The sequence below is a fragment of the Methylobacterium sp. CM6247 genome (assembly GCF_054817925.1).
This window is the reverse complement of sequence record NZ_JBTXKX010000003.1, coordinates 2,870,936-2,888,337: the sequence shown is the minus strand read 5'-3', so window position 1 is coordinate 2,888,337 and position 17,402 is coordinate 2,870,936. Positions and strand designations below refer to the sequence as shown.

The 17,402-nt window shown below is 66.6% G+C and carries 14 protein-coding genes and 1 pseudogene; 9 read left to right on the top strand and 6 right to left on the bottom strand.

Annotation, left to right across the window (positions count from 1 at the left end):
* Positions 1 to 6: 6 nt before the first annotated feature.
* From ACYQOP_RS14570 to ACYQOP_RS14560, 3 genes and pseudogenes are all read right to left on the bottom strand, one after another.
* A pseudogene (locus tag ACYQOP_RS14570) lies at positions 7 to 3,143 on the bottom strand (efflux RND transporter permease subunit).
* A gap of 19 nt (positions 3,144 to 3,162) precedes the next feature.
* The gene (locus ACYQOP_RS14565; protein ID WP_311274963.1) at positions 3,163 to 4,356 is read right to left on the bottom strand and encodes an efflux RND transporter periplasmic adaptor subunit; all 1,194 of its coding nucleotides are present in this window, start codon (positions 4,354 to 4,356) and stop codon (positions 3,163 to 3,165) included.
* A 186-nt stretch (positions 4,357 to 4,542) separates the two neighbouring features.
* Positions 4,543 to 5,781, bottom strand: coding sequence for an amidase (locus tag ACYQOP_RS14560; RefSeq protein WP_461225330.1), 1,239 nt, complete (start codon positions 5,779 to 5,781; stop codon positions 4,543 to 4,545).
* 321 nt (positions 5,782 to 6,102) lie between these two features.
* Between ACYQOP_RS14560 and ACYQOP_RS14555 the strand changes: the two genes are divergently transcribed.
* Positions 6,103 to 6,831, top strand: coding sequence for a GntR family transcriptional regulator (locus tag ACYQOP_RS14555; RefSeq protein ID WP_461222831.1), 729 nt, complete (start codon positions 6,103 to 6,105; stop codon positions 6,829 to 6,831).
* A gap of 21 nt (positions 6,832 to 6,852) precedes the next feature.
* Here ACYQOP_RS14555 and ACYQOP_RS14550 read toward each other — a convergent pair whose 3' ends face one another.
* Complete coding sequence (locus tag ACYQOP_RS14550; RefSeq protein ID WP_461222830.1) at positions 6,853 to 7,173, bottom strand: HigA family addiction module antitoxin; 321 nt, start codon at positions 7,171 to 7,173, stop codon at positions 6,853 to 6,855.
* Positions 7,160 to 7,507, bottom strand: a complete 348-nt coding sequence (locus ACYQOP_RS14545) for a type II toxin-antitoxin system RelE/ParE family toxin (protein ID WP_461222829.1) — start codon at positions 7,505 to 7,507, stop codon at positions 7,160 to 7,162. Before ACYQOP_RS14545 ends, ACYQOP_RS14550 begins: the two co-directional genes overlap by 14 nt.
* 205 nt (positions 7,508 to 7,712) lie before the next feature.
* Between ACYQOP_RS14545 and ACYQOP_RS14540 the strand changes: the two genes are divergently transcribed.
* Both ACYQOP_RS14540 and ACYQOP_RS14535 read left to right on the top strand, forming a co-directional pair.
* Entirely contained in the window at positions 7,713 to 7,937 is a 225-nt protein-coding gene (locus ACYQOP_RS14540; protein ID WP_056432575.1) for a hypothetical protein, read from the top strand.
* A gap of 69 nt (positions 7,938 to 8,006) precedes the next feature.
* Positions 8,007 to 9,638, top strand: coding sequence for a DEAD/DEAH box helicase (locus ACYQOP_RS14535; protein ID WP_461222827.1), 1,632 nt, complete (start codon positions 8,007 to 8,009; stop codon positions 9,636 to 9,638).
* A gap of 9 nt (positions 9,639 to 9,647) precedes the next feature.
* On the opposite strand, the gene ACYQOP_RS14530 is transcribed toward ACYQOP_RS14535, so the two are convergent.
* Complete coding sequence (locus tag ACYQOP_RS14530) at positions 9,648 to 10,067, bottom strand: nuclear transport factor 2 family protein (RefSeq protein WP_461222826.1); 420 nt, start codon at positions 10,065 to 10,067, stop codon at positions 9,648 to 9,650.
* A gap of 187 nt (positions 10,068 to 10,254) precedes the next feature.
* Here ACYQOP_RS14530 and ACYQOP_RS14525 point away from each other — a divergent pair, with 187 nt between their 5' ends.
* The 6 genes from ACYQOP_RS14525 (at position 10,255) to ACYQOP_RS14500 (ending at position 17,183) form a co-directional block, all read left to right on the top strand.
* Positions 10,255 to 11,442: an ABC transporter substrate-binding protein gene (locus ACYQOP_RS14525; protein ID WP_461222825.1), complete on the top strand. Its 1,188-nt coding sequence runs from the start codon at positions 10,255 to 10,257 to the stop codon at positions 11,440 to 11,442.
* A 190-nt stretch (positions 11,443 to 11,632) separates the two neighbouring features.
* Entirely contained in the window at positions 11,633 to 12,502 is an 870-nt protein-coding gene (locus tag ACYQOP_RS14520) for a branched-chain amino acid ABC transporter permease (protein WP_461222824.1), read from the top strand.
* Positions 12,503 to 12,506: 4 nt separating this feature from the next.
* Positions 12,507 to 15,017: a branched-chain amino acid ABC transporter ATP-binding protein/permease gene (locus tag ACYQOP_RS14515; protein WP_461222823.1), complete on the top strand. Its 2,511-nt coding sequence runs from the start codon at positions 12,507 to 12,509 to the stop codon at positions 15,015 to 15,017.
* Positions 15,018 to 15,041: 24 nt separating this feature from the next.
* Positions 15,042 to 15,953, top strand: coding sequence for a polysaccharide deacetylase family protein (locus ACYQOP_RS14510; protein WP_461222822.1), 912 nt, complete (start codon positions 15,042 to 15,044; stop codon positions 15,951 to 15,953).
* Positions 15,954 to 16,068: 115 nt separating this feature from the next.
* Complete coding sequence (locus tag ACYQOP_RS14505; RefSeq protein WP_018042694.1) at positions 16,069 to 16,266, top strand: hypothetical protein; 198 nt, start codon at positions 16,069 to 16,071, stop codon at positions 16,264 to 16,266.
* 614 nt (positions 16,267 to 16,880) lie between these two features.
* Positions 16,881 to 17,183, top strand: a complete 303-nt coding sequence (locus ACYQOP_RS14500; protein WP_461222820.1) for a hypothetical protein — start codon at positions 16,881 to 16,883, stop codon at positions 17,181 to 17,183.
* The last annotated feature ends 219 nt before the right edge of the window (positions 17,184 to 17,402 follow it).

Genomic DNA, 17,402 nt, shown 5'->3' with positions numbered 1-17,402 from the left:
CAGCGCCTACTCGGCCGCAGAGCGTGACGGAAAGCCCTTTCCGTCATTGGCCAGTGTGGCCGGCAGGGCGAATGTCCCCTCGGTGGGTTCGTCCTTCCGCCCGATGAAACGGCCGAAGAGTCGGACGAAAAGGCGAGACAGGTCGTCGACCAGGACGAAGATGGCCGGCACGAAGATCAGCGACAGGCCGGTCGAGACGATGAGGCCGCCGATGACCGCGACGGCCATCGGCGCGCGGAATTCGCCACCGATGCCGAGCGCCATGGCCGACGGCACCATGCCCGCCGCCATGGCGATGGTGGTCATGACGATGGGGCGGGCGCGTTTGCGCCCCGCATCGATGATCGCGGTGGCGCGATCCACGCCCCGCGCCATTTCCTCGATGGCGAAATCCACCAGCATGATCGCGTTCTTGGTGACCACGCCCATGAGCATCAGGATGCCGATGACCACCGGCATCGAGATCGGCATGTGGAAGATCAGGAGACCGAGGATCGCACCGCCGATGGAGAGGGGTAGCGAGAACAGGATGGTGAGCGGCTGAAGGAAGTTTCCGAACAGCAGCACCAGAACGCCGAACACCATCATCAGGCCCGCGCCCATGGCGAGGGCGAAGCCTTCGAACACCTCCCCCATGATTTCCGCATCGCCGGTCTGGCTGATGCTCACGCCCGGCGGCAGGTTCTGCGCGGTCGGCAGCGCCATCACGGCTTCGATCAGGGTGCCCAGCGCGTCCGAGCCCTCCATGTCGGCCTCCAGGGCCACGCGGATCGAGCGGTCGTAACGGTCGATCGCCGTGGGACCACGCCCGAGGCTGAGATCGGCCACCGTGGAGAGCGGAACGGAGGCGCCCCCTTCACCGGGACTTTCAGGCTCTCCAACTGGGACAGGTCTCCGCGCAGGGCGAGGGGCAGCTGCACTCGTATCGGCACCTGCCGGTCGACGGCGTTGAACTTGGCGAGGTTGGCGCCGATATCGCCGATCGTCCCCACCCGCACGGTCTCGGCGATGAGATCCGTGGAGACACCGAGATCGGCGGCGACGCCAGCTTTGGGGCGGATGCGGATCTCGGTACGGTCGAGCGGGGCGGTGGAGAGTACGTTGACGAGGTGGGGCACGGTGGCCGCCTCACGCTGCAACTGCGCCGCCGTCTCCGAGACGAGGCGCAGGTCCGGCCCCGAAATGATGAGCGCGAGATCGCGCTGCCCGCTGTCTCGCAGCGACCAGAACCGGATGTCCGGCTCCTCTCGCAGAATCGCACCGATGATCCGGTCGAGCTGCTTCTGCGTGCGATGACGGGCGTTCTTCGGCGTCAGGTTGATGGTGAAGCTCGCGAGCCGCACCTCCTTCTTGGCCGGCAACTGGCGGCCGCCATCCACGAATACGCTGCGGACTTCAGGCAGCGCCCTGATCTTGTCGACGATGCCGTCCGTGACGCGGGTGGTGTCGGCGTGGCGGGCACCGGGCGGCAATTCCACGACGAAGATCGTTCGTGCCGCATCCTCTGCGGGAAGGAAGCCGGCGGGCAGCAGCCCGGTGGACATGATCGACCCGGCAAAGCACGCGAGGCCGACGACCAGCGTGACGTATTTATGCCTGACGGACCACGCGACCACGCGGGTATAGGCCCGCATCACAGGCCCCTCGCGCTCGTGGTCGGGACCGTGATCGCGCAAGAAATAGGCGGCGAGCAGCGGCGTGATGAGGCGCGCCACCAGCAGGGACATGAACACGGCCGCCGCGATGGTGAGGCCGAACTGTTTGAAATACTGACCGGCGATGCCGCTCATGAAGGAGACGGGTGCGAAGATCGCGATGATCGTGGCGGTGATCGCGATGACCGCGAGGCCGATCTCGTCGGCGGCTTCGAGGGCCGCCCGGTAGGCGGATTTACCCATCCGCATGTGGCGGACGATGTTCTCGATCTCCACGATGGCATCGTCCACCAGAATGCCCGTCACGAGGGTGATGGCCAGCAGGCTGACGGCATTGAGCGAGAAGCCGAGGGTACTCATCACCCAGAAGGTCGGCAGCACCGAGAGCGGCAGCGCGATGGAGGCGATGAGCGTCGCCCGCCAGTCCCGCAGGAACAGGAACACGACGATGACGGCCAGCGCCGCGCCTTCGATGAGGCTCAGCATCGCCGAATGGTAGTTGCCCACCGTGTTGATGACGGAGGTGTCGATCAGGTCGAACCGGACACCGGGATTCTTCGTGCCGAGATCGGCGATCTTGCGAGCCACCGCGCTGGCGACCTCGGCATCGCTGGCGCCTGTCGCGCGCGAGATCGCGAAAGCCACCACCGGCTCGCCGTTGAAGCGCGCGAAGGTGCGCGGCTCCTCCGATCCGTCCACCAGCGTCGCCAACTCGTCCAGGCGGACCTTGCGGTTGCCCGGCACGACGATCGAGGTCTGGGCCAGGGTATCGAGGCTGGCGGCACCGGCCAGCGTCCGGATCGACTGTTCCTGGCCGCCGAGTTCGCCGCGCCCGCCCGCCATGTCGGCCGAGGTGAGGCGGAGCTGGCGGTTCACGTCCGCCGCGGTGATGCCGAGTGCCAAAAGGCGGTCGGGCTTCAGCGTCACGCGGATCTCGCGGGCGACGCCGCCCAGACGCTCGACGCCGCCGACGCCCTTCACCCCCTGGACCTGCCGGGCGATCACGTCGTCGATGAGCCAGGACAAGTCTTCCGGCGTCATCGCCGGCGCCGAGGCGCCGTAGACCATGATCGGCAGCCCGGCGATCTCGACGCGGCTGATGATCGGCTCGTCGATGGTGCGTGGAAGCGTCACCCGCACTTTGGCGATGGCGTCCTTCACGTCGTTGACGGCGCGGTCCACGTTCACTTCGAGGCGGAACTCGATGGTGGTGGCCGAGACGCCCTCCGAGATCGTCGAGATGATGTGCTTGACGCCCTTCACCCCGGCGACCGCATCCTCCACCACCTTCGTCACCTGGGTCTGCAGCTCGGAGGGAGCCGCGCCGGCCTGGGTGACCTGGATCGCCACGATCGGGATGTCGATGTTCGGGAATTGCGTGATCGGCAGCGAGCGGAAGCTGACGAGCCCGAGGATCATCAGGACGAGGAACAGCACGATCGAGGTGATCGGCTTGCGGATCGCCCAGGCTGAGATGTTGAGGCGCATGGGCTGACGGGTCCGATTCTCAGCGCGACGTCACGGAGGCGGCGGCTTCGGCTTTCGGCTGCACCGGTCTGACCCGGTCGCCATGGCGAAGGAAGCTGCTGGCCCGCGCGACGACGGCCTCGCCGGATTTCAACCCCTCGCGGATTTCCATGAACCCGTCCGCCGCGAGGCCGGAGACGACCTTGCGGGCCTCCACCGTGCCGTCATTCACCACGTAGACGAGGGCCGAGCCGTCGATCCCGTAGAGTACGGCGGAAAGGGGGACGGCCACGGAATCGCGCCGCGCCACCTCGACCTTGCCGCGCGCGAAGGCGCCGATGCGCAGGGCCGGGTCGCGGTCGAGGCTGATACGGATCTTGCCGAGGCGCGTCAGCCGGTCGATCTCGGGGTCGATCCGTCGGACCTTGCCCGTCACGATCCTCCCCTGATCCGCTTCGAGGCGCACGATGTTGCCGCGCTTGATCCGGGGCATCCAGGTTTCCGGCACTTCGCCTTCGAGTTCGATCTCGCCGCGCGCGATAAGCCGGAACAACGGTTCGCCCGTGGACGTCGCCGCCGCGCCGATCCGGGCGGTGCGGCGGCTGACGATGCCTCCGTCGGGTGCCTTGATGTCGGTGCGCGCGCGCTTGAGCGCGATCTCGTTGCTCTGCGCCCGCGCCGCCGAGAGATCGGCCTCGGCGAGTTGCAAGCCGCCCTTCGCCGCGGCGAGCCGGCCTTCGCCGCCTTGGGCTGCCGAGACCCGCTGCTCCAGCACCGCCGCCGTGGCGTTCCCGGTCTTGATGAGGGAGCGGGCGCGTTCCAGCGCGAGGTTGGCCTCGATCTGCGCGGCCTCGGATTGGACGATCTGGCTACGGGCCTGAACGATGGCCGCCTGCGCCTTGGCGATGGCGGCGGCGTTGGCCGCCTCCTGCGTGGCGATCATCTCCAACGAGAGCCGGGCCAGGACCTGGCCCTTCGTGACCTCTGCCCCTTCCTCCACCAGCAATTCGGTGATGCGGTAGCCCTCGATTTCAGGCGCCACCAAGATCTCGTCGCGCGGGACGAGCGTGCCGGTGACCACGGCCTGCTCGACGATTTCCCGGCCGGCGGCCGGCACGATGGTCACTGCCGGGGCTGGCGCGGTTGCGCCGCTCACCGGCGGCGCCTCAACCGCCCGAGCCGTCGAGGACAATGCCAAGAGCATGAGGATCGAGAGAAGCTGAAGCAGGCGCATGGAAACGTGGCTCACCGTTCAGCGGAGAAGTCTGGATGACCCAGGCGAAGCGAAGCCGCCGCGCTTGTCTCTTCTCTAAGACGCCGGCCTTTTCATGACGCACGATCAATAGAGGTTTCGCGCTGGCCTGAGCTTCGATCATCCGATTCGCAGACTTGCGACGGCAGCCTGGCAACCGGGCTGGCGTCATGACTGCTTGGCGAAAGCCTTTTCCAGGAACTTCGCGGCCGAGAGCGCACGAGCATCGTCCCCGAAACGGGCGATGATCTGCACGCCGAGCGGGGCCCCCTCCCCCGGCACGGGGATGGTGACGCAGGGCACTCCCATCAGCGTCCAGAGCCGGTTGAAGCGGGAATCCCCGGTGGAGGCGTACCCCTCCGGCGCCCGGCCCGGGGCCGAGACCGTCAGAAGGACGTCGAGATCGGAATCGCGCAGGATGTCCCGCATGCTGCGCCTCGCATGATGAGCCACCCGCCGGGCGGCATCGTAGGTAGCGGCCTCGATGGTCCGGGCGGTGTCGAGATGGCCGCGCAGGAGCGGCGGCAGCGAATCGCGGTGGGTTTCGTATTCCCAGGCGAGGGCTTGCGCCGATTCGAAATCCTGGATCGTCGCGTGCGCATTGAAGGCATGGCGGAACTCGTCGGGCAACGCGAAGTCGCGGATGTCGGCACCTGCCGCTTCCGCCATCACCCGCGCCCGGTCGAGAGCCTGCAGCGCGTCGGGTTCGGCGGCCTCGCAATACTCGGGAACGAGGAGGCCGATCCTTGGAATCGGCCCCGTCCCGTCGATCTCCGGCCGGCCGGCGATGAGGGCGAGGGCATGGGCGGCGTCGGCTGCGCTCGCGGCGAACAGGCCGAGTGTGTCGAGGGTCCAGGAGAAGCACTTCACGCCGACCGTCGGCAGCAGCCGGAACGAGGGTTTCACGCCCACCACGCCGCAAAAGGCCGCTGGCCGGATCACCGAGCCGCCTGTCTGTGTTCCCAGTGCCAGCGGCAGCATCCCGGCGGCCACCGCCGCTGCCGAACCTGCGGACGATCCACCCGGGGTCCGGCCCGGCGCGCGGGGATTTCGTGTCTCCGTGGGATCGACGAAGGCGAAGGCGGTCGTCGTGGTCTTGGCCAGGGGCACGGCGCCGAGGCGCTTCAGACGCGCCACGATCGGCGCATCGGCGCGCGGCTGCCAACCGGCATAGATCGACGATCCCATCTGCGTCGGGAGGTGCGCGGTGTCGATGATGTCCTTGAAGCCAACCGCGATGCCGGCGAGCGGGCCCGTATCGGACACCTGCGGGGTTGCATCGGCCGCCACGAAGGCACGGACCGACGGTTCGTGCTCCGCTATCGCGTCCCGGGTCCGCACGATGGCCTGTGCGGGGGTGAGCGTTCCCGCCTCGATACGGGCGCGGAGGGACAGGAGCGAGAGCATCGTCATCGGGTGGCTCGCTGGGGCACGATGAAAGGGAGAGCCGGCGGCTTGTTCCAGGAAGCGCCGTCGGGAGCGGGTGTCACAAGCGTGTCTCGGGCCGCTCGACGAACAGTCGAGGTGATGCCAGGAACGTCGGGAAGCGTCCAGCACATCACGGTGGCGCTGGTGCTGCGGCCTTGCAACTTCTGCGAGAGTTTTCGATTCCCGCTCAGCTTTGGTCTCGCTCATGCATGGCGGTTGCGTCACCGGTGGACGACGATGACAAGCGTGCCGGAGACACGCCCGTGGCCGAAACGCTGCGAAAAGGGATGCGAGTGGGCGATGGCGGGAATTGAGACGCAGGTGGCCAAGGATCGCGTGGGAATGATGTGCCAATCCCTGCGCCGCGCCATCGTCGAGCGCGCGCTGGCGCCCGGTGATCGCCTGCCGGAAGATGCCCTTGGCGACCGTTTCGGCGTGAGCCGCACCATCGCGCGGCAGGTGCTGGGGCAACTCGCCGGTGAAGGGCTGGTGGAACTCCGCCGCAACCGGATCGCCATCGTGGCGACGCCGAGCTGGGAAGAGGCACGCGACACGTTCGAGGTCCGCATCTCCCTGGAGCGCCTCGTGGTCCAGCGACTGGCCGGTCGCCTCACCGCCGAGCAGGAAGCGATTCTGCTCGCACATATCGACGAGGAGGACGCGGTCCGTGGCGGACCGGAAGCCCCATCGATCCGGCTCGCCACCGAGTTTCACCTCCTGCTGGCGCGAATGACCGGCAGCCCCGTCCTCGTCCGCTACGTGGCCGAGCTCGGCTATCGCTGCGCGCTGACCCTCTCGCTGTACAGCCGTCCGCACTCCTCGGATTGCGCCGTCAACGAGCATCGCGAGATCGTGGCGGCGCTCATGGCCGGCGACGTCGATCGTGCGACCCATCTGATGGATCATCACCTCGATGCCGTGGCCGTGCGGGCGCATATCGTCGCTGAACCGCCGCGCGAGCGGGACCTCAGCCGGGTCCTGGCGCCCTACGTCACCGAGAAGAGTACTTTGCGACGCCGGGCTAGTTGATAGAGGGCGCTGCTCCGACTGTCAGGCGGCCTCCTGCTCGAACGGCATGATCCTCTCGATATCGGCGCCGATCTCCCGGGAGAGGGACTCGATCTCGAACCGCTTCTGCAGATTGATCCAAAGGTCGGGACTGGTCTTGAAGAACCGCCCCAGCCGCAGTGCGGTGTCGGTGGAGATGCCGATTTCCTCGGCGGCGATGCGTTCGATCCGGGTTCGTGGCACCCCGCAGGCTCTGGCGACCCTGCCGGCGCTGAGACCGAGGGGGAGCATGAACTCTTCGCGGAGAACCTCCCCCGGATGCATGGGCGGGAGAACCATGTCGGTTTGGTCATCGAGTGGCATGGCGGTGGTGTCCCACATTGCTGGTGGTCGTCTCAGTGGTAATCGATGATCTCCACCTCGGCCGGTCCTGCCTCGGTCCACTGGAAACACACACGATAGGCTCCGTTGATCCAGATAGCGGTGTACCGGCGCGATCACGAAGCAGCGGGTGTAGTTTGTTGCCCGGCGGCTGCTTCAGGTCGTCCAGCGTGCTCGCGGCATCCAAGTAGCGAAGCTTGCGGCGGGCGGCACTCAGGATCGACGATGGGATGCCCTTCGGCTGGCGACCGTGAAAGACCGCCTCCGTTGCGTCGTCGGCAAAGCTCAAGATAGCCACTGCGTCACCAACGTTCATCCATAATGAATGTATCTGTGGATGATACATTTCGTCAAGCTCTTGTATCTATCGGCGATACGCTCGTTTGCCGCCTCGACGCGATTTTCATGGCTTGGAGGCGGCACCGCGTGACGCAGTCAATCCGGCGGCTTTAATCTCTCGGCAACCCTGAAAGCCTAGGCCCCTCTCCTCGGACCGTCGGCCCTGACAGGAGAAGCTCGCCTTGCGTGAACCGTTCGTTCCCGATGCGCTGGCCGAGCGGCTGCGGGCCAAGCGGCGTAATACGAGGCCGGTGGCGGCCCTGGTCTGCGAGCCCGCGAAGCCCCTCTTCGCCGAGTTGCTCGATGGGCGCGGGCATGGCACCGGGCAGTTCGTTCGTCTGTCGCAGGGAATGGTGGAGCGCATCGCGCGGGTGATGCGCGATGAGGTGGTCGGCGAAGGGGCTTGACCATTCGGTGAGGCCGCATCCCGCCGGGCAGTGTTCCGGTTCGGCGCGAACGGCCTTACAGAGCCGGCGATGGACCTGAGACCCTACCAGCGCGCCAGCCTCGACGCCCTCTATGCCTCGTGGCGCAACGAGACCGGCGACGGGCTCATCGTCCTGCCCACGGGGGCGGGCAAGGCCTTCGTCATCGCCGCCCTGGTGCGGGAGGTGATCGCCGAGCGTCCCGGCGCGCGGATTGCCATCGTCACCCATACCCGCGAGCTCATCGCCCAGAATCATCGTGAGCTCATGACCTACTGGCCGGCTGCGCCGGCCGGTATCTACTCGGCCGGCTTGAACCGACGCGAAACCGCGACGCAGATCCTGTTCTGCGGCATCCAATCGGTCTGGAACCGCTTCGACGCCATCGGTGCCTTCGATGTCGTGGTGGTCGATGAAGCCCATCTGATTCCTCGCGACGCGGAGACTCGCTACGGCCGGTTCCTCGCGGCCCTGCGTGCCGCCCGACCGGAGCTGAGCGTCGTTGGCCTCACCGCGACTCCGTACCGCCTCGATAGCGGTCGCCTCGACGAAGGTGAGGGCCGCCTGTTCGAACGCATCGTCTACGAGGCCAATGTCGGCGACCTGATCCACCAGGGCTACCTCGCCCCCCTGATCTGCAAGGCCACCGCCACGGCGCTCGACGTGTCGGGCGTGGCCAAGCGCGGCGGCGACTACATCCCGAGCGCCCTCGAGGCGGCGGTGAACCAGGATTGGATCACCCGCGCGGCGGTGGAGGAAATGGCCGGTTTCGGCCGCGACCGCCGGGCCTGGCTCGCCTTCTGCGCCGGTGTGGCCCATGCGGAGGCGGTGCGCGATGCGGTGCGGGCGGAAGGCTTCAGCTGCGAGATGGTGACGGGTGAGACCGGCAAACGCGATCGCGACCGGATCGTGCGCGATTTCACCGCCGGAAGGCTACGCTGCCTGACCTCGGTCGGCGTCCTCTCGACTGGATTCAACGTGCCGCGCGTGGACCTCATCGCTCTGCTGCGGCCGACCCAGAGCACGGGCCTCTACGTCCAGCAGGTGGGCCGTGCGCTGCGGACCGCGCCGGGCAAGTCCGATGCGCTGATCCTCGACTATGCCGGCCTGGTACGGATGCACGGGCCGGTGGATATCGTCACCGCGCGCAGTGCCGCCGCGATCAAGGGCCGAGAGGGAGAGATCCGGGCCAAGCCCTGCCCCGGCTGCGGCGCGCTCATCGCTCTCAATGCCAGCACCTGCGAGGCGTGCTGGGTCGAGCCGGACGAGACCGACGAGGATGGGCCGAACCATGAGGCCGCGGCCGACGACGAGCATCCGATCCTCTCCCGCGCGGTACCGGTCTGGCGCGGCGTCTCCCGGTGGCGGCTCGGCCGCCATGCTTCATCCGGCAGCCTCGACGTCGAGTTCCAGACCGATGACGGGTCGAGTCACCGGGTGCGGATCGCCTTGGAGCAGGCCGGTTACCCCCGGGAGAAGGCAGTGCAATGGTGGCGTCAGCTCGGCGGTGGCCGCGACGTGCCGATGACGGTGGCCGAGGCGCTGACGCGGATCGACGATCTCACCCGGCCCTCCGCGATCCTGATCCGTGCCAACGGACGACTGTCCGAGAGCATCAGCTATCGCTTTCCGGATGGCCGCACCTTCGTCGACACGCGGCGGCTCGCCGGAGCCGACGCCTGAGGGGGGCGCCTAAGCCGAGACGCCGTGCTTCGTGAGCAGTCGTTCGGCACTGTCGTTCCATACTTCCATCGTCACGATCAGACCGTCACGTACCGTGAAGCGGTCGACGTAGCGATTGCCTTCGAACGGCGTTCCATCCGGCCATTCGCCGTAAAGGGTGCCGAGGCTGTAGACCGTGGTGACTCCCTCTCCCGGCACCACGTCCAGACGCTCCATGCGCTTCTTCACCCAGGCATAGCGGCTCGCGTTGAAGGCCGTCACCTCGCGGGGATGCCGGAAGACCCGGGCGCCGGTGAAGACGATCTCGATCCCCGGCGCCATATAGCCCGCGGCGGTTTCTGGGTCGGGCACCATGGAGGCTTCCAGATAGGCGGTGACGATGGCCGCATCGGTGTCGGTGGTGGTTTCTGCCTCGGTCGCTTGGGTCATGCTCTGGTCTCCGTTCGATCCCGACACTGCTCCGAGCTCGCAAAAAGTGCATGCAATAAGTGTATGCAGTTTGGCGTGAAAGCAGGCATCGCAATCCGCGCTTTTGGAATTAGATAAAAGATATCAACGCTTTGACAAATGGCACGGTGGTTGCGGTAATGGGTCCGATTCCTCCGGAGAGCCGTCCATGCGCAAGCACAGCCCATCATCGCTGACCCGCCGCCTCGCCCTCGGGGCGACCGCGTTGGTCGGTCTCGCGTTCGTCGCGCCGGTGCAGGCGGCGGAGACAATCAAGATCGGCCTCGTAACCGCTTTGTCTGGCCAATCCGCCAAGTCCGGCGAGGCGATCTCGCGAGGCATCGGTCTCGCCATCGACGAGGTCAACGCTGCCGGCGGCGTTCTAGGGCGGCCTCTGGAGCTCGTGGCGCGGGATGACGAGGCCAACCCGTCGAAGGGCGTGCTGGCCGCCCGGGAGCTGATCCAGCGCGTCGGCGTCGTCGCCCTGGTCGGCGGTCTCGATACCCCGGTCTCGATGGCGATCGTGCCCATCGCCAACCAGATGAAAGTGCCTTTCCTCGGCCCCTGGGCGGCGGGCACCGGCATCACGCGCAACGGTGCCGCCGACAACTACGCCTTCCGCGTCTCGGCGGTGGATGCCCTCGTGGACGAGGCTCTCGTCGCCTATGCGATCAAGACCCATCAGGCGAAGAAGCCCGGCATGATCCTCGTCAACAATGCATGGGGCGAGTCGAACCAGCAGGGTCTGACGGCGGCCTTGAAGACAGCCGGTCTTCCTGCCGCCGGCATCGAGAAATACGAGGCGTCCGATGTCGACATGGTGCCCCAGCTGACGCGGCTGAAAGAGGCCGGCGCTGACACTCTGTTCCTGGTCGGCAATGTCGGGCCCTCGGCCCAGGTCGTGAAATCCCTCGACCGGATGGGGTGGAGCGTACCCGTCGTGTCGCATTGGGGGCCTGCCGGCGGTCGCTTCGATGAGCTTGCCGGCCCGAGCGCCGCCAAGGTGCATTTCATTCAAACCTTTACCTTCGCTGGCAATTCATCGCCAAAGGCGATGGCCGTGCTCGATGCCCTGAAGGCCAAGTATCCGGCGATCAAGTCCATGGCCGACGTGACCCCGGCCGTGGGCATCGCCAACGCGTACGACGCGACGCATCTCCTGGCCCTCGCGATTGGCGAGGCCAAGTCCACAAAGGGGCCGGACGTGCGCGACGGCTTCTACAAGATCGCCACCTATCCCGGCCTGATCAAAACCTACGACAAGCCCTTCGCCCCGGACCGTCACGACGCGCTCGGCCCACAGGATTACGTGTTCACGCGGTTCAAGGACGGCGAGATCGTCGCCGTGGCGAACTAAGGGAGCGGCCATCGCTGTTCATCCCACCCGCGACCTCATCCTGAGGCGCCGCGAAGCGGCCTCGAAGGAGGTCTCCAGAACTCACTGTGCGAACCGGACGCCTCCTTCGAGGCCTCCGCTTCGCTGCGGCGCCTCAGGATGAGGTGGCTGGGTGGGATGGACCACATGATACGGTGAAAGTGAGAGTTCCATGTTGACCGGCTCCCTTGTGAGCGGCCTCGGTCTCGGGAGCATGTACGGGCTCATCGCCCTCGGCTTCCACGTGACCTACGCCGTCTCCGGTACGGTGAATTTCGCGCAAGGAAGCGCCGTCACCCTCGGCGCGGTGCTGGGCTACATGCTCGGCGTTACATTGGGCTGGCCGATGCCGTTGGCGGTGGCCGCAGCCCTGGCCGGCTGCGCGTTTCTCGGCATCGTGGTCGAGCGCATCCTGGTGCGCCCCTTCGTCGAGCGGAACTCGGATGCCTGGCTCCTTGCCACGGTGGCCGGGGGCGTGGTGCTCGACAACGTCATTCTGTTCACCTTTGGCAAGGAGCCGCGCAGCCTGCCCTCCCCGCTCGCGCGCAACCCGGTCGATTTCTTCGGCACCGGGATCTACCCACTGCAGATCGTGATCCCGGTTGTCGGACTCGCCGTCGCCTTCGCCATCCACACGGTGTTCCGCCGGACAGATCTCGGCCGCGTTCTGCTTGCGGTGGCGCAGAATGCCGACGCCGCGCGGCTGATGGGCATCGACGTGCGTCGCACGGTGGCCTGCGCCTTCGCGCTCTCCGCCCTGCTCGCTGGCGCGGCTGGCCTCCTCATCGCCCCGCTGTTCTCGGTCTCGGCCGAGATGGGCACCCTGTTCGGCATCAAGGCCTTCGCCGTCGCCATTCTCGGCGGGATCGGCTCCGCCACCGGCGTGGTCCTGGCCGGTCTGCTCTACGGCGTGGTCGAGGCTCTGGTCACCGGATATCTCGGCTCCGGCTACACCCAGATCGTGGTGTTTTCGGTGATCATCCTCGCGCTGGCTTTGCGCCCCGACGGCCTTCTCGGCCGGGCCGCCGTGAACAAGGTCTGAGCCGATGCGCGCCGGAAGCTCCGCCCTGCCCCTCGCCATTCTCGCCCTCACCGTCGCGGGGATCGGCCTCGTGGCCGCCACCGACGGCTACAGCCATTTCATCATCGCCCTCTTGGCGTTGACGACGCTGGCCGGAACGGGGCTGAACGTCCTCCTCGGCCTTACCGGCCTGATCTCCTTCGGCCATGCCGGTTTCTACGCGATCGGCGCCTATGCGAGCGCCATCCTGACCCTTTCCGGGGTGAGCTTCTGGCTGGCGCTCCCCGCCGCCGGCCTGCTCTCCGGGGTTCTCGGCGGCGTGCTCGCGATCCCCGCCATGCGGGTCAAGGGCCCCTACCTCGCCATGGTGACGATCGCCTTCGGCTTCATCGTCGAGCATGGCCTGATCGAGGGCGGTGCGCTCACCGGCGGCCAGAACGGCCTCGTCATCGCCACGGGCCCGACGCTGTTCGGATTGCCGTTCCTCGAGCGCGAACTCGCGATCCTGTCGATACTCGGTGCCGGCCTCGCCCTCTACGGCTTCCATCGCCTCGCGCGCAGCCGCCTCGGCCTCGCCATGCGGGCGGTGCGGGACGCGGATGTCGCCGCCGCCTCCCTCGGCTTCGATCCGGTGCGGGTGAAGACCCTGGCCTTCATGATCTCGGCGGCACTGACCGGTCTCGCCGGGGCGGTGCTGCCGCCGTTGATGCTGTTCATCGCGCCGAGTTCGTTCCCGTTCACCCAGTCGATCCTGTTCGTGCTCTCGGTGGTGGTGGGCGGTGCCGGCACGGTGCTGGGGCCGCTCTTCGGTGCCCTCGTCACCGTGCTCCTGCCGGAGACCCTCTCGGCTCTCGCCGAATACCGCCTGCTGTTCTTCGGCCTCGCGACGCTGGTGGTCCTGTGGCTGGTGCCGGCCGGCATCGTCGGGAGCCTCGCCCGGCTCCTGCCGCGCCGCGTTTCCGAGACAGTGCCACGCGTCGGGGGAGACGTTGCCACCTATCTCGCGCAGCGGTCGCCCGAAGCGCTCTCGGTGGAGGGGATCGGCATCAGCTTCGGCGGCATCAAGGCTGCGGAGGGCGTCTCGGTGAACGCCGCCCCTGGCGCCGTCACGAGCATTATCGGCCCGAACGGCGCCGGCAAGACCACCGTGCTCAACATGGTCTCGGGCTTCTATCGTCCCGGTGCCGGGGCGATCCGGCTGATGGGGCAAGATCGCCCAAATGAAGATCTCCCGGGCCAAGATCCCGTCGGCAAAGATCTCGCCGGTCTGCCGGCCCACCGTATCGCCCGCGCCGGCATTGCCCGGACCTACCAGACCACGCGGCTGTTCGGTTCACTGTCGGTCATCGACAACGTGGCCCTCGCCATTGCCCCCGGGCGTCTGTTCCGAGCAGGCGCGAGAAGCGATGTCGCCGCCTCTACCGCCCTCCTCGCCTTCGTCGGCTATACCGGGTCCCTCCACCGGCCCGCCGCCGAGTTGCCCCATGTGGATCGCCGCCTCGTCGAAATCGCGCGGGCGCTGGCCGGTCAGCCGCGCGTCCTTCTGCTCGACGAGCCGGCAGCGGGCCTCACTCGCGCCGATACCGACCGTTTGGGTGGTCTCCTGCGCCGCATCGCCGATTGCGGTATCGTGGTGGTTCTCGTCGAGCACGACATGCCCCTCGTCATGGGCATCTCGGACCATATCCTCGTCATGGATGCCGGCCGGCCCATCGCGCGGGGGGACGCCGCCGCGGTACGGGCCGATCCCGCCGTCCTGCGGGCCTATCTCGGTGGTGCCGATACCCCTGCCCGGCCGCGCCCGTCCCCTTGGAAAGGTCCCGCCGACGCGGTTCTCTCGGCTCTCGACCTGACCGCGGGTTATGGCGCCGCACCGGTCCTGGACCGGCTGTCGCTGGATGTCCGTCCCGGCGAGACCGTCGCGCTCCTCGGCGCGAACGGGGCGGGAAAATCCACCGCCATGCGTGCGTTGAGCGGTCTCCTCCGCCCGGTAGAGGGCGCGGTGATCCTGGAGGACCGTGCCATCGCCGGCCTACCGGCCCATGCCATTGCCCGCCTCGGCCTCGCCCTCGTGCCTGAAGGCAGGCAGGTCTTCCCGGAACTCTCCGTGATGGAGAACCTCCGGCTCGGCGCGCATGGACGCAAGGCCCCGATCGATCCGAGTGAGATCGAGGCCCTGCTCGGCCGGTTTCCCCGCCTTCGCGACCGGGCAACGAGCCGGGCCGGGCTACTTTCGGGCGGCGAACAGCAGATGCTGGCCATCGCTCGCGGAATTATGGCGCAGCCGCGCATCCTCCTCCTCGACGAACCCTCGCTCGGGCTCGCCCCGTCCATGATCAACGCCCTCTACGCCGTCGTGGCCGAGTTGCGCGACCAGGGCGTGACCATCCTCATCGTCGACCAGATGGCCGCACTGGCCTTGACCGTGGCGGATCGCGGCTACGTGCTGGAACAGGGCCGCGTCGTCGCCTCGGGCTCGGCGGCGGAACTCTCCGCCGATGGGACCCTTGCCGCGGCTTATCTCGGTGCCGCCTGACAATTCGAGGGAATGAGATCGATCATGGAGCGCGATGCATTGACGGATGCACCGAAACACCACGGCCGCTACCGCTATAGCGCCCTGCCCGATCGTCCCGTCTACGACTGGCCGGGGGGGAAGCGCCTCGCGGTCTATGTCGCGCTCAATCTCGAGACTTTCGATTTCGGATCGGGCCTCGGCGCCGAACTGGCCCCCGGCGGTCCCCAGCCGGACGTGCTGAACTATGCCTGGCGCGACTGGGGCAATCGCGTCGGCGCCTGGCGGATGAAAGCGCTGTTCGACGAGCTTTGCCTTCCCGCCAGCGTCCTCGCCAACAGCCGGATCTACGAGGATTGCCCCGGTCTGATCGAGGCTTTCCGGGCACGCGGCGACGAGATCGTCGGGCATGGCCGCACCAATGCAGAGCGACAGGGCAGCCTCGACGAGGATGCCGAACGCGCCCTCATCGCCGAAGCCACGTCCATCCTGACTCGGGAGGAAGGCAAGGCCCCCACCGGATGGCTCGGTCCCTGGATCTCGCAATCTCGCGTGACGCCGGACCTCCTGGCCGAGGCGGGATACCGCTATCTTCTCGATTGGGCCCATGACGACCAGCCGATCTGGTTCTCCACACGCGGAGGCGGGCGCATCCTCTCGGTGCCGTATCCCCAGGAACTCAATGACATCCCCGCTATCGTGGCGAGGAAAGATTCCGCGCGGGACTTCGCCGATATGATCGTCGATGGCTTCGACGAGATGCTGCTGCAATCGGAGCGAGCCCCGCTTGTCATGGGGATTGCCCTGCACCCCTATATCGTCGGTCAGCCGCATCGGCTGCGGCCGCTTCGGGCGGCGCTTGCCCACATCGCCTCCCACCGCGACGAAATCTGGCTCACCACCGCTGGAGCCATCGCCGACCATGTGACGAGCCAGGCGGGACCGGAGCGGGGATAGCGCCACCTCTTCGCATGTTGCTCCGACCCAGAGCGCCCGCGGGGTTTGTTCCGTCAGTAAGCGATATGGCCAATAAAGGGTGGAAGGCGCGCAAGGCTTGCGCCATATAGGGGACATGACCGAAACATCGACATACCCCTACACCCTGGAAATCCTCAGCCCCCGCACCGAGGGCGCGACCTACCAATGGGCCATTCGCAAGGGTGGCAAGCTGGTTCAGCGCTCGGACCGAAGCCTGACCAGCGAGGCCAAGGCCCGCGAGAACGGTCTCGCTCAGATCGAGAAGCTCCTATCGGGCTTTGGCGAGCGATAAGCTCGGTTTTCTTCGGTTCCGCACTCGGATAGCGGCCGGTCCTGGTTGAACGCCGGACCGCCGCTAAGACCGTATCGCCGGAACGTGACGTGGGGGCGGGCCTCCCCAATTGGCTTCGGCCGATGGGATATATGGCATCATGGTTGACGCCTTAGCCCTTCCACGAACGGCCGAACTCCTTCCTGACTAGCATGGCCGCAGCGACCTAATCCGAATGGGTCCTGCAAGCCGCTTTGCAAATTGCGTTGGCATATTATATCCCAGTATGTGTCTCTGACGCCGATTGCTGGGAGGTCGCTCGATGGTGAAGCTGGTGCAACCCGATCGTCCAATCTGGCCTCCTTTTCCGGACGAGCCCGATGAGATGCCTCCTTCGAGAGAGGATGGGCTTCAGGGTGGAACGCCAAGCGAACGGATACCGCAGGCGGAACCTGGATATAGCCATGCGACCGAACGTAAGGAGCTTGCTCGACCCGCCATCTTGCCGGGTTCATAGCCGGCTGCCTACATAGGTCTTGAGCTGTGGCGAGTGTGATAGGCTGCAAAGCATGAAACTGATCGCCCTCACGTAGGTTGACGTCTCAGAGATTCACTTGTGAATTCTGGGACGTTTCATGACGAAGATCGCCACTTCCTTCTTTGCGGTGATGCTGACTGCGTCCGCTCCCGCCTTGGCGCAATCGACAGGGCCGGCGGAAATCAAGCAACCCGGCCCGGCACGTATGACAACGCCAGGGACCACCGGCGCACCGGTGGTGAAGCCGGGGGGCATCGATAACGGCGGTCCAGGCTCTATTGGAACCGAGGCGTATGGTGCCGTAGGCGCAGAAAGCCGTTCGAATAACTCGGGTGCTGCGGGCAACGCCAACAAGCCTGAAGTCGCGATCCCCAACACGGGCGGTGGTGGCGGACGATAGACCGCGCTTTGGACGTACTCACACAACCGTATTAGTGCTAGTCAGTTGCTCGTACCGACGGTATAGATTCGGGCTTTCGTGGAACGAGGGCATTATATCGGCGGATATGACTTGGCTTATACGATAATATCAGCTCAACATTAGATTTTATTCATTCGAGTAATGAAAATTATAACGCTACGGGTGTGATGAATTCGTGGCCTGTATGGCATTCACGCA

What these genes read in the sequence shown, in the direction of transcription:
- ACYQOP_RS14520 (WP_461222824.1), top strand. Translation starts at nt 11,633, where the DNA reads ATGTTGACCGGCTCCCTTGTGAGCGGCCTCGGTCTCGGGAGCATGTAC.
- ACYQOP_RS14505 (WP_018042694.1), top strand. Translation starts at nt 16,069, where the DNA reads ATGACCGAAACATCGACATACCCCTACACCCTGGAAATCCTCAGCCCC.
- ACYQOP_RS14500 (WP_461222820.1), top strand. Translation starts at nt 16,881, where the DNA reads ATGACGAAGATCGCCACTTCCTTCTTTGCGGTGATGCTGACTGCGTCC.
- ACYQOP_RS14560 (WP_461225330.1), bottom strand. Translation starts at nt 5,781, where the DNA reads ATGCTCTCGCTCCTGTCCCTCCGCGCCCGTATCGAGGCGGGAACGCTC.
- ACYQOP_RS14515 (WP_461222823.1), top strand. Translation starts at nt 12,507, where the DNA reads ATGCGCGCCGGAAGCTCCGCCCTGCCCCTCGCCATTCTCGCCCTCACC.
- ACYQOP_RS14565 (WP_311274963.1), bottom strand. Translation starts at nt 4,356, where the DNA reads ATGCGCCTGCTTCAGCTTCTCTCGATCCTCATGCTCTTGGCATTGTCC.
- ACYQOP_RS14530 (WP_461222826.1), bottom strand. Translation starts at nt 10,067, where the DNA reads ATGACCCAAGCGACCGAGGCAGAAACCACCACCGACACCGATGCGGCC.
- ACYQOP_RS14550 (WP_461222830.1), bottom strand. Translation starts at nt 7,173, where the DNA reads ATGCCACTCGATGACCAAACCGACATGGTTCTCCCGCCCATGCATCCG.
- ACYQOP_RS14525 (WP_461222825.1), top strand. Translation starts at nt 10,255, where the DNA reads ATGCGCAAGCACAGCCCATCATCGCTGACCCGCCGCCTCGCCCTCGGG.
- ACYQOP_RS14535 (WP_461222827.1), top strand. Translation starts at nt 8,007, where the DNA reads ATGGACCTGAGACCCTACCAGCGCGCCAGCCTCGACGCCCTCTATGCC.
- ACYQOP_RS14545 (WP_461222829.1), bottom strand. Translation starts at nt 7,507, where the DNA reads ATGAACGTTGGTGACGCAGTGGCTATCTTGAGCTTTGCCGACGACGCA.
- ACYQOP_RS14510 (WP_461222822.1), top strand. Translation starts at nt 15,042, where the DNA reads ATGGAGCGCGATGCATTGACGGATGCACCGAAACACCACGGCCGCTAC.
- ACYQOP_RS14555 (WP_461222831.1), top strand. Translation starts at nt 6,103, where the DNA reads ATGGCGGGAATTGAGACGCAGGTGGCCAAGGATCGCGTGGGAATGATG.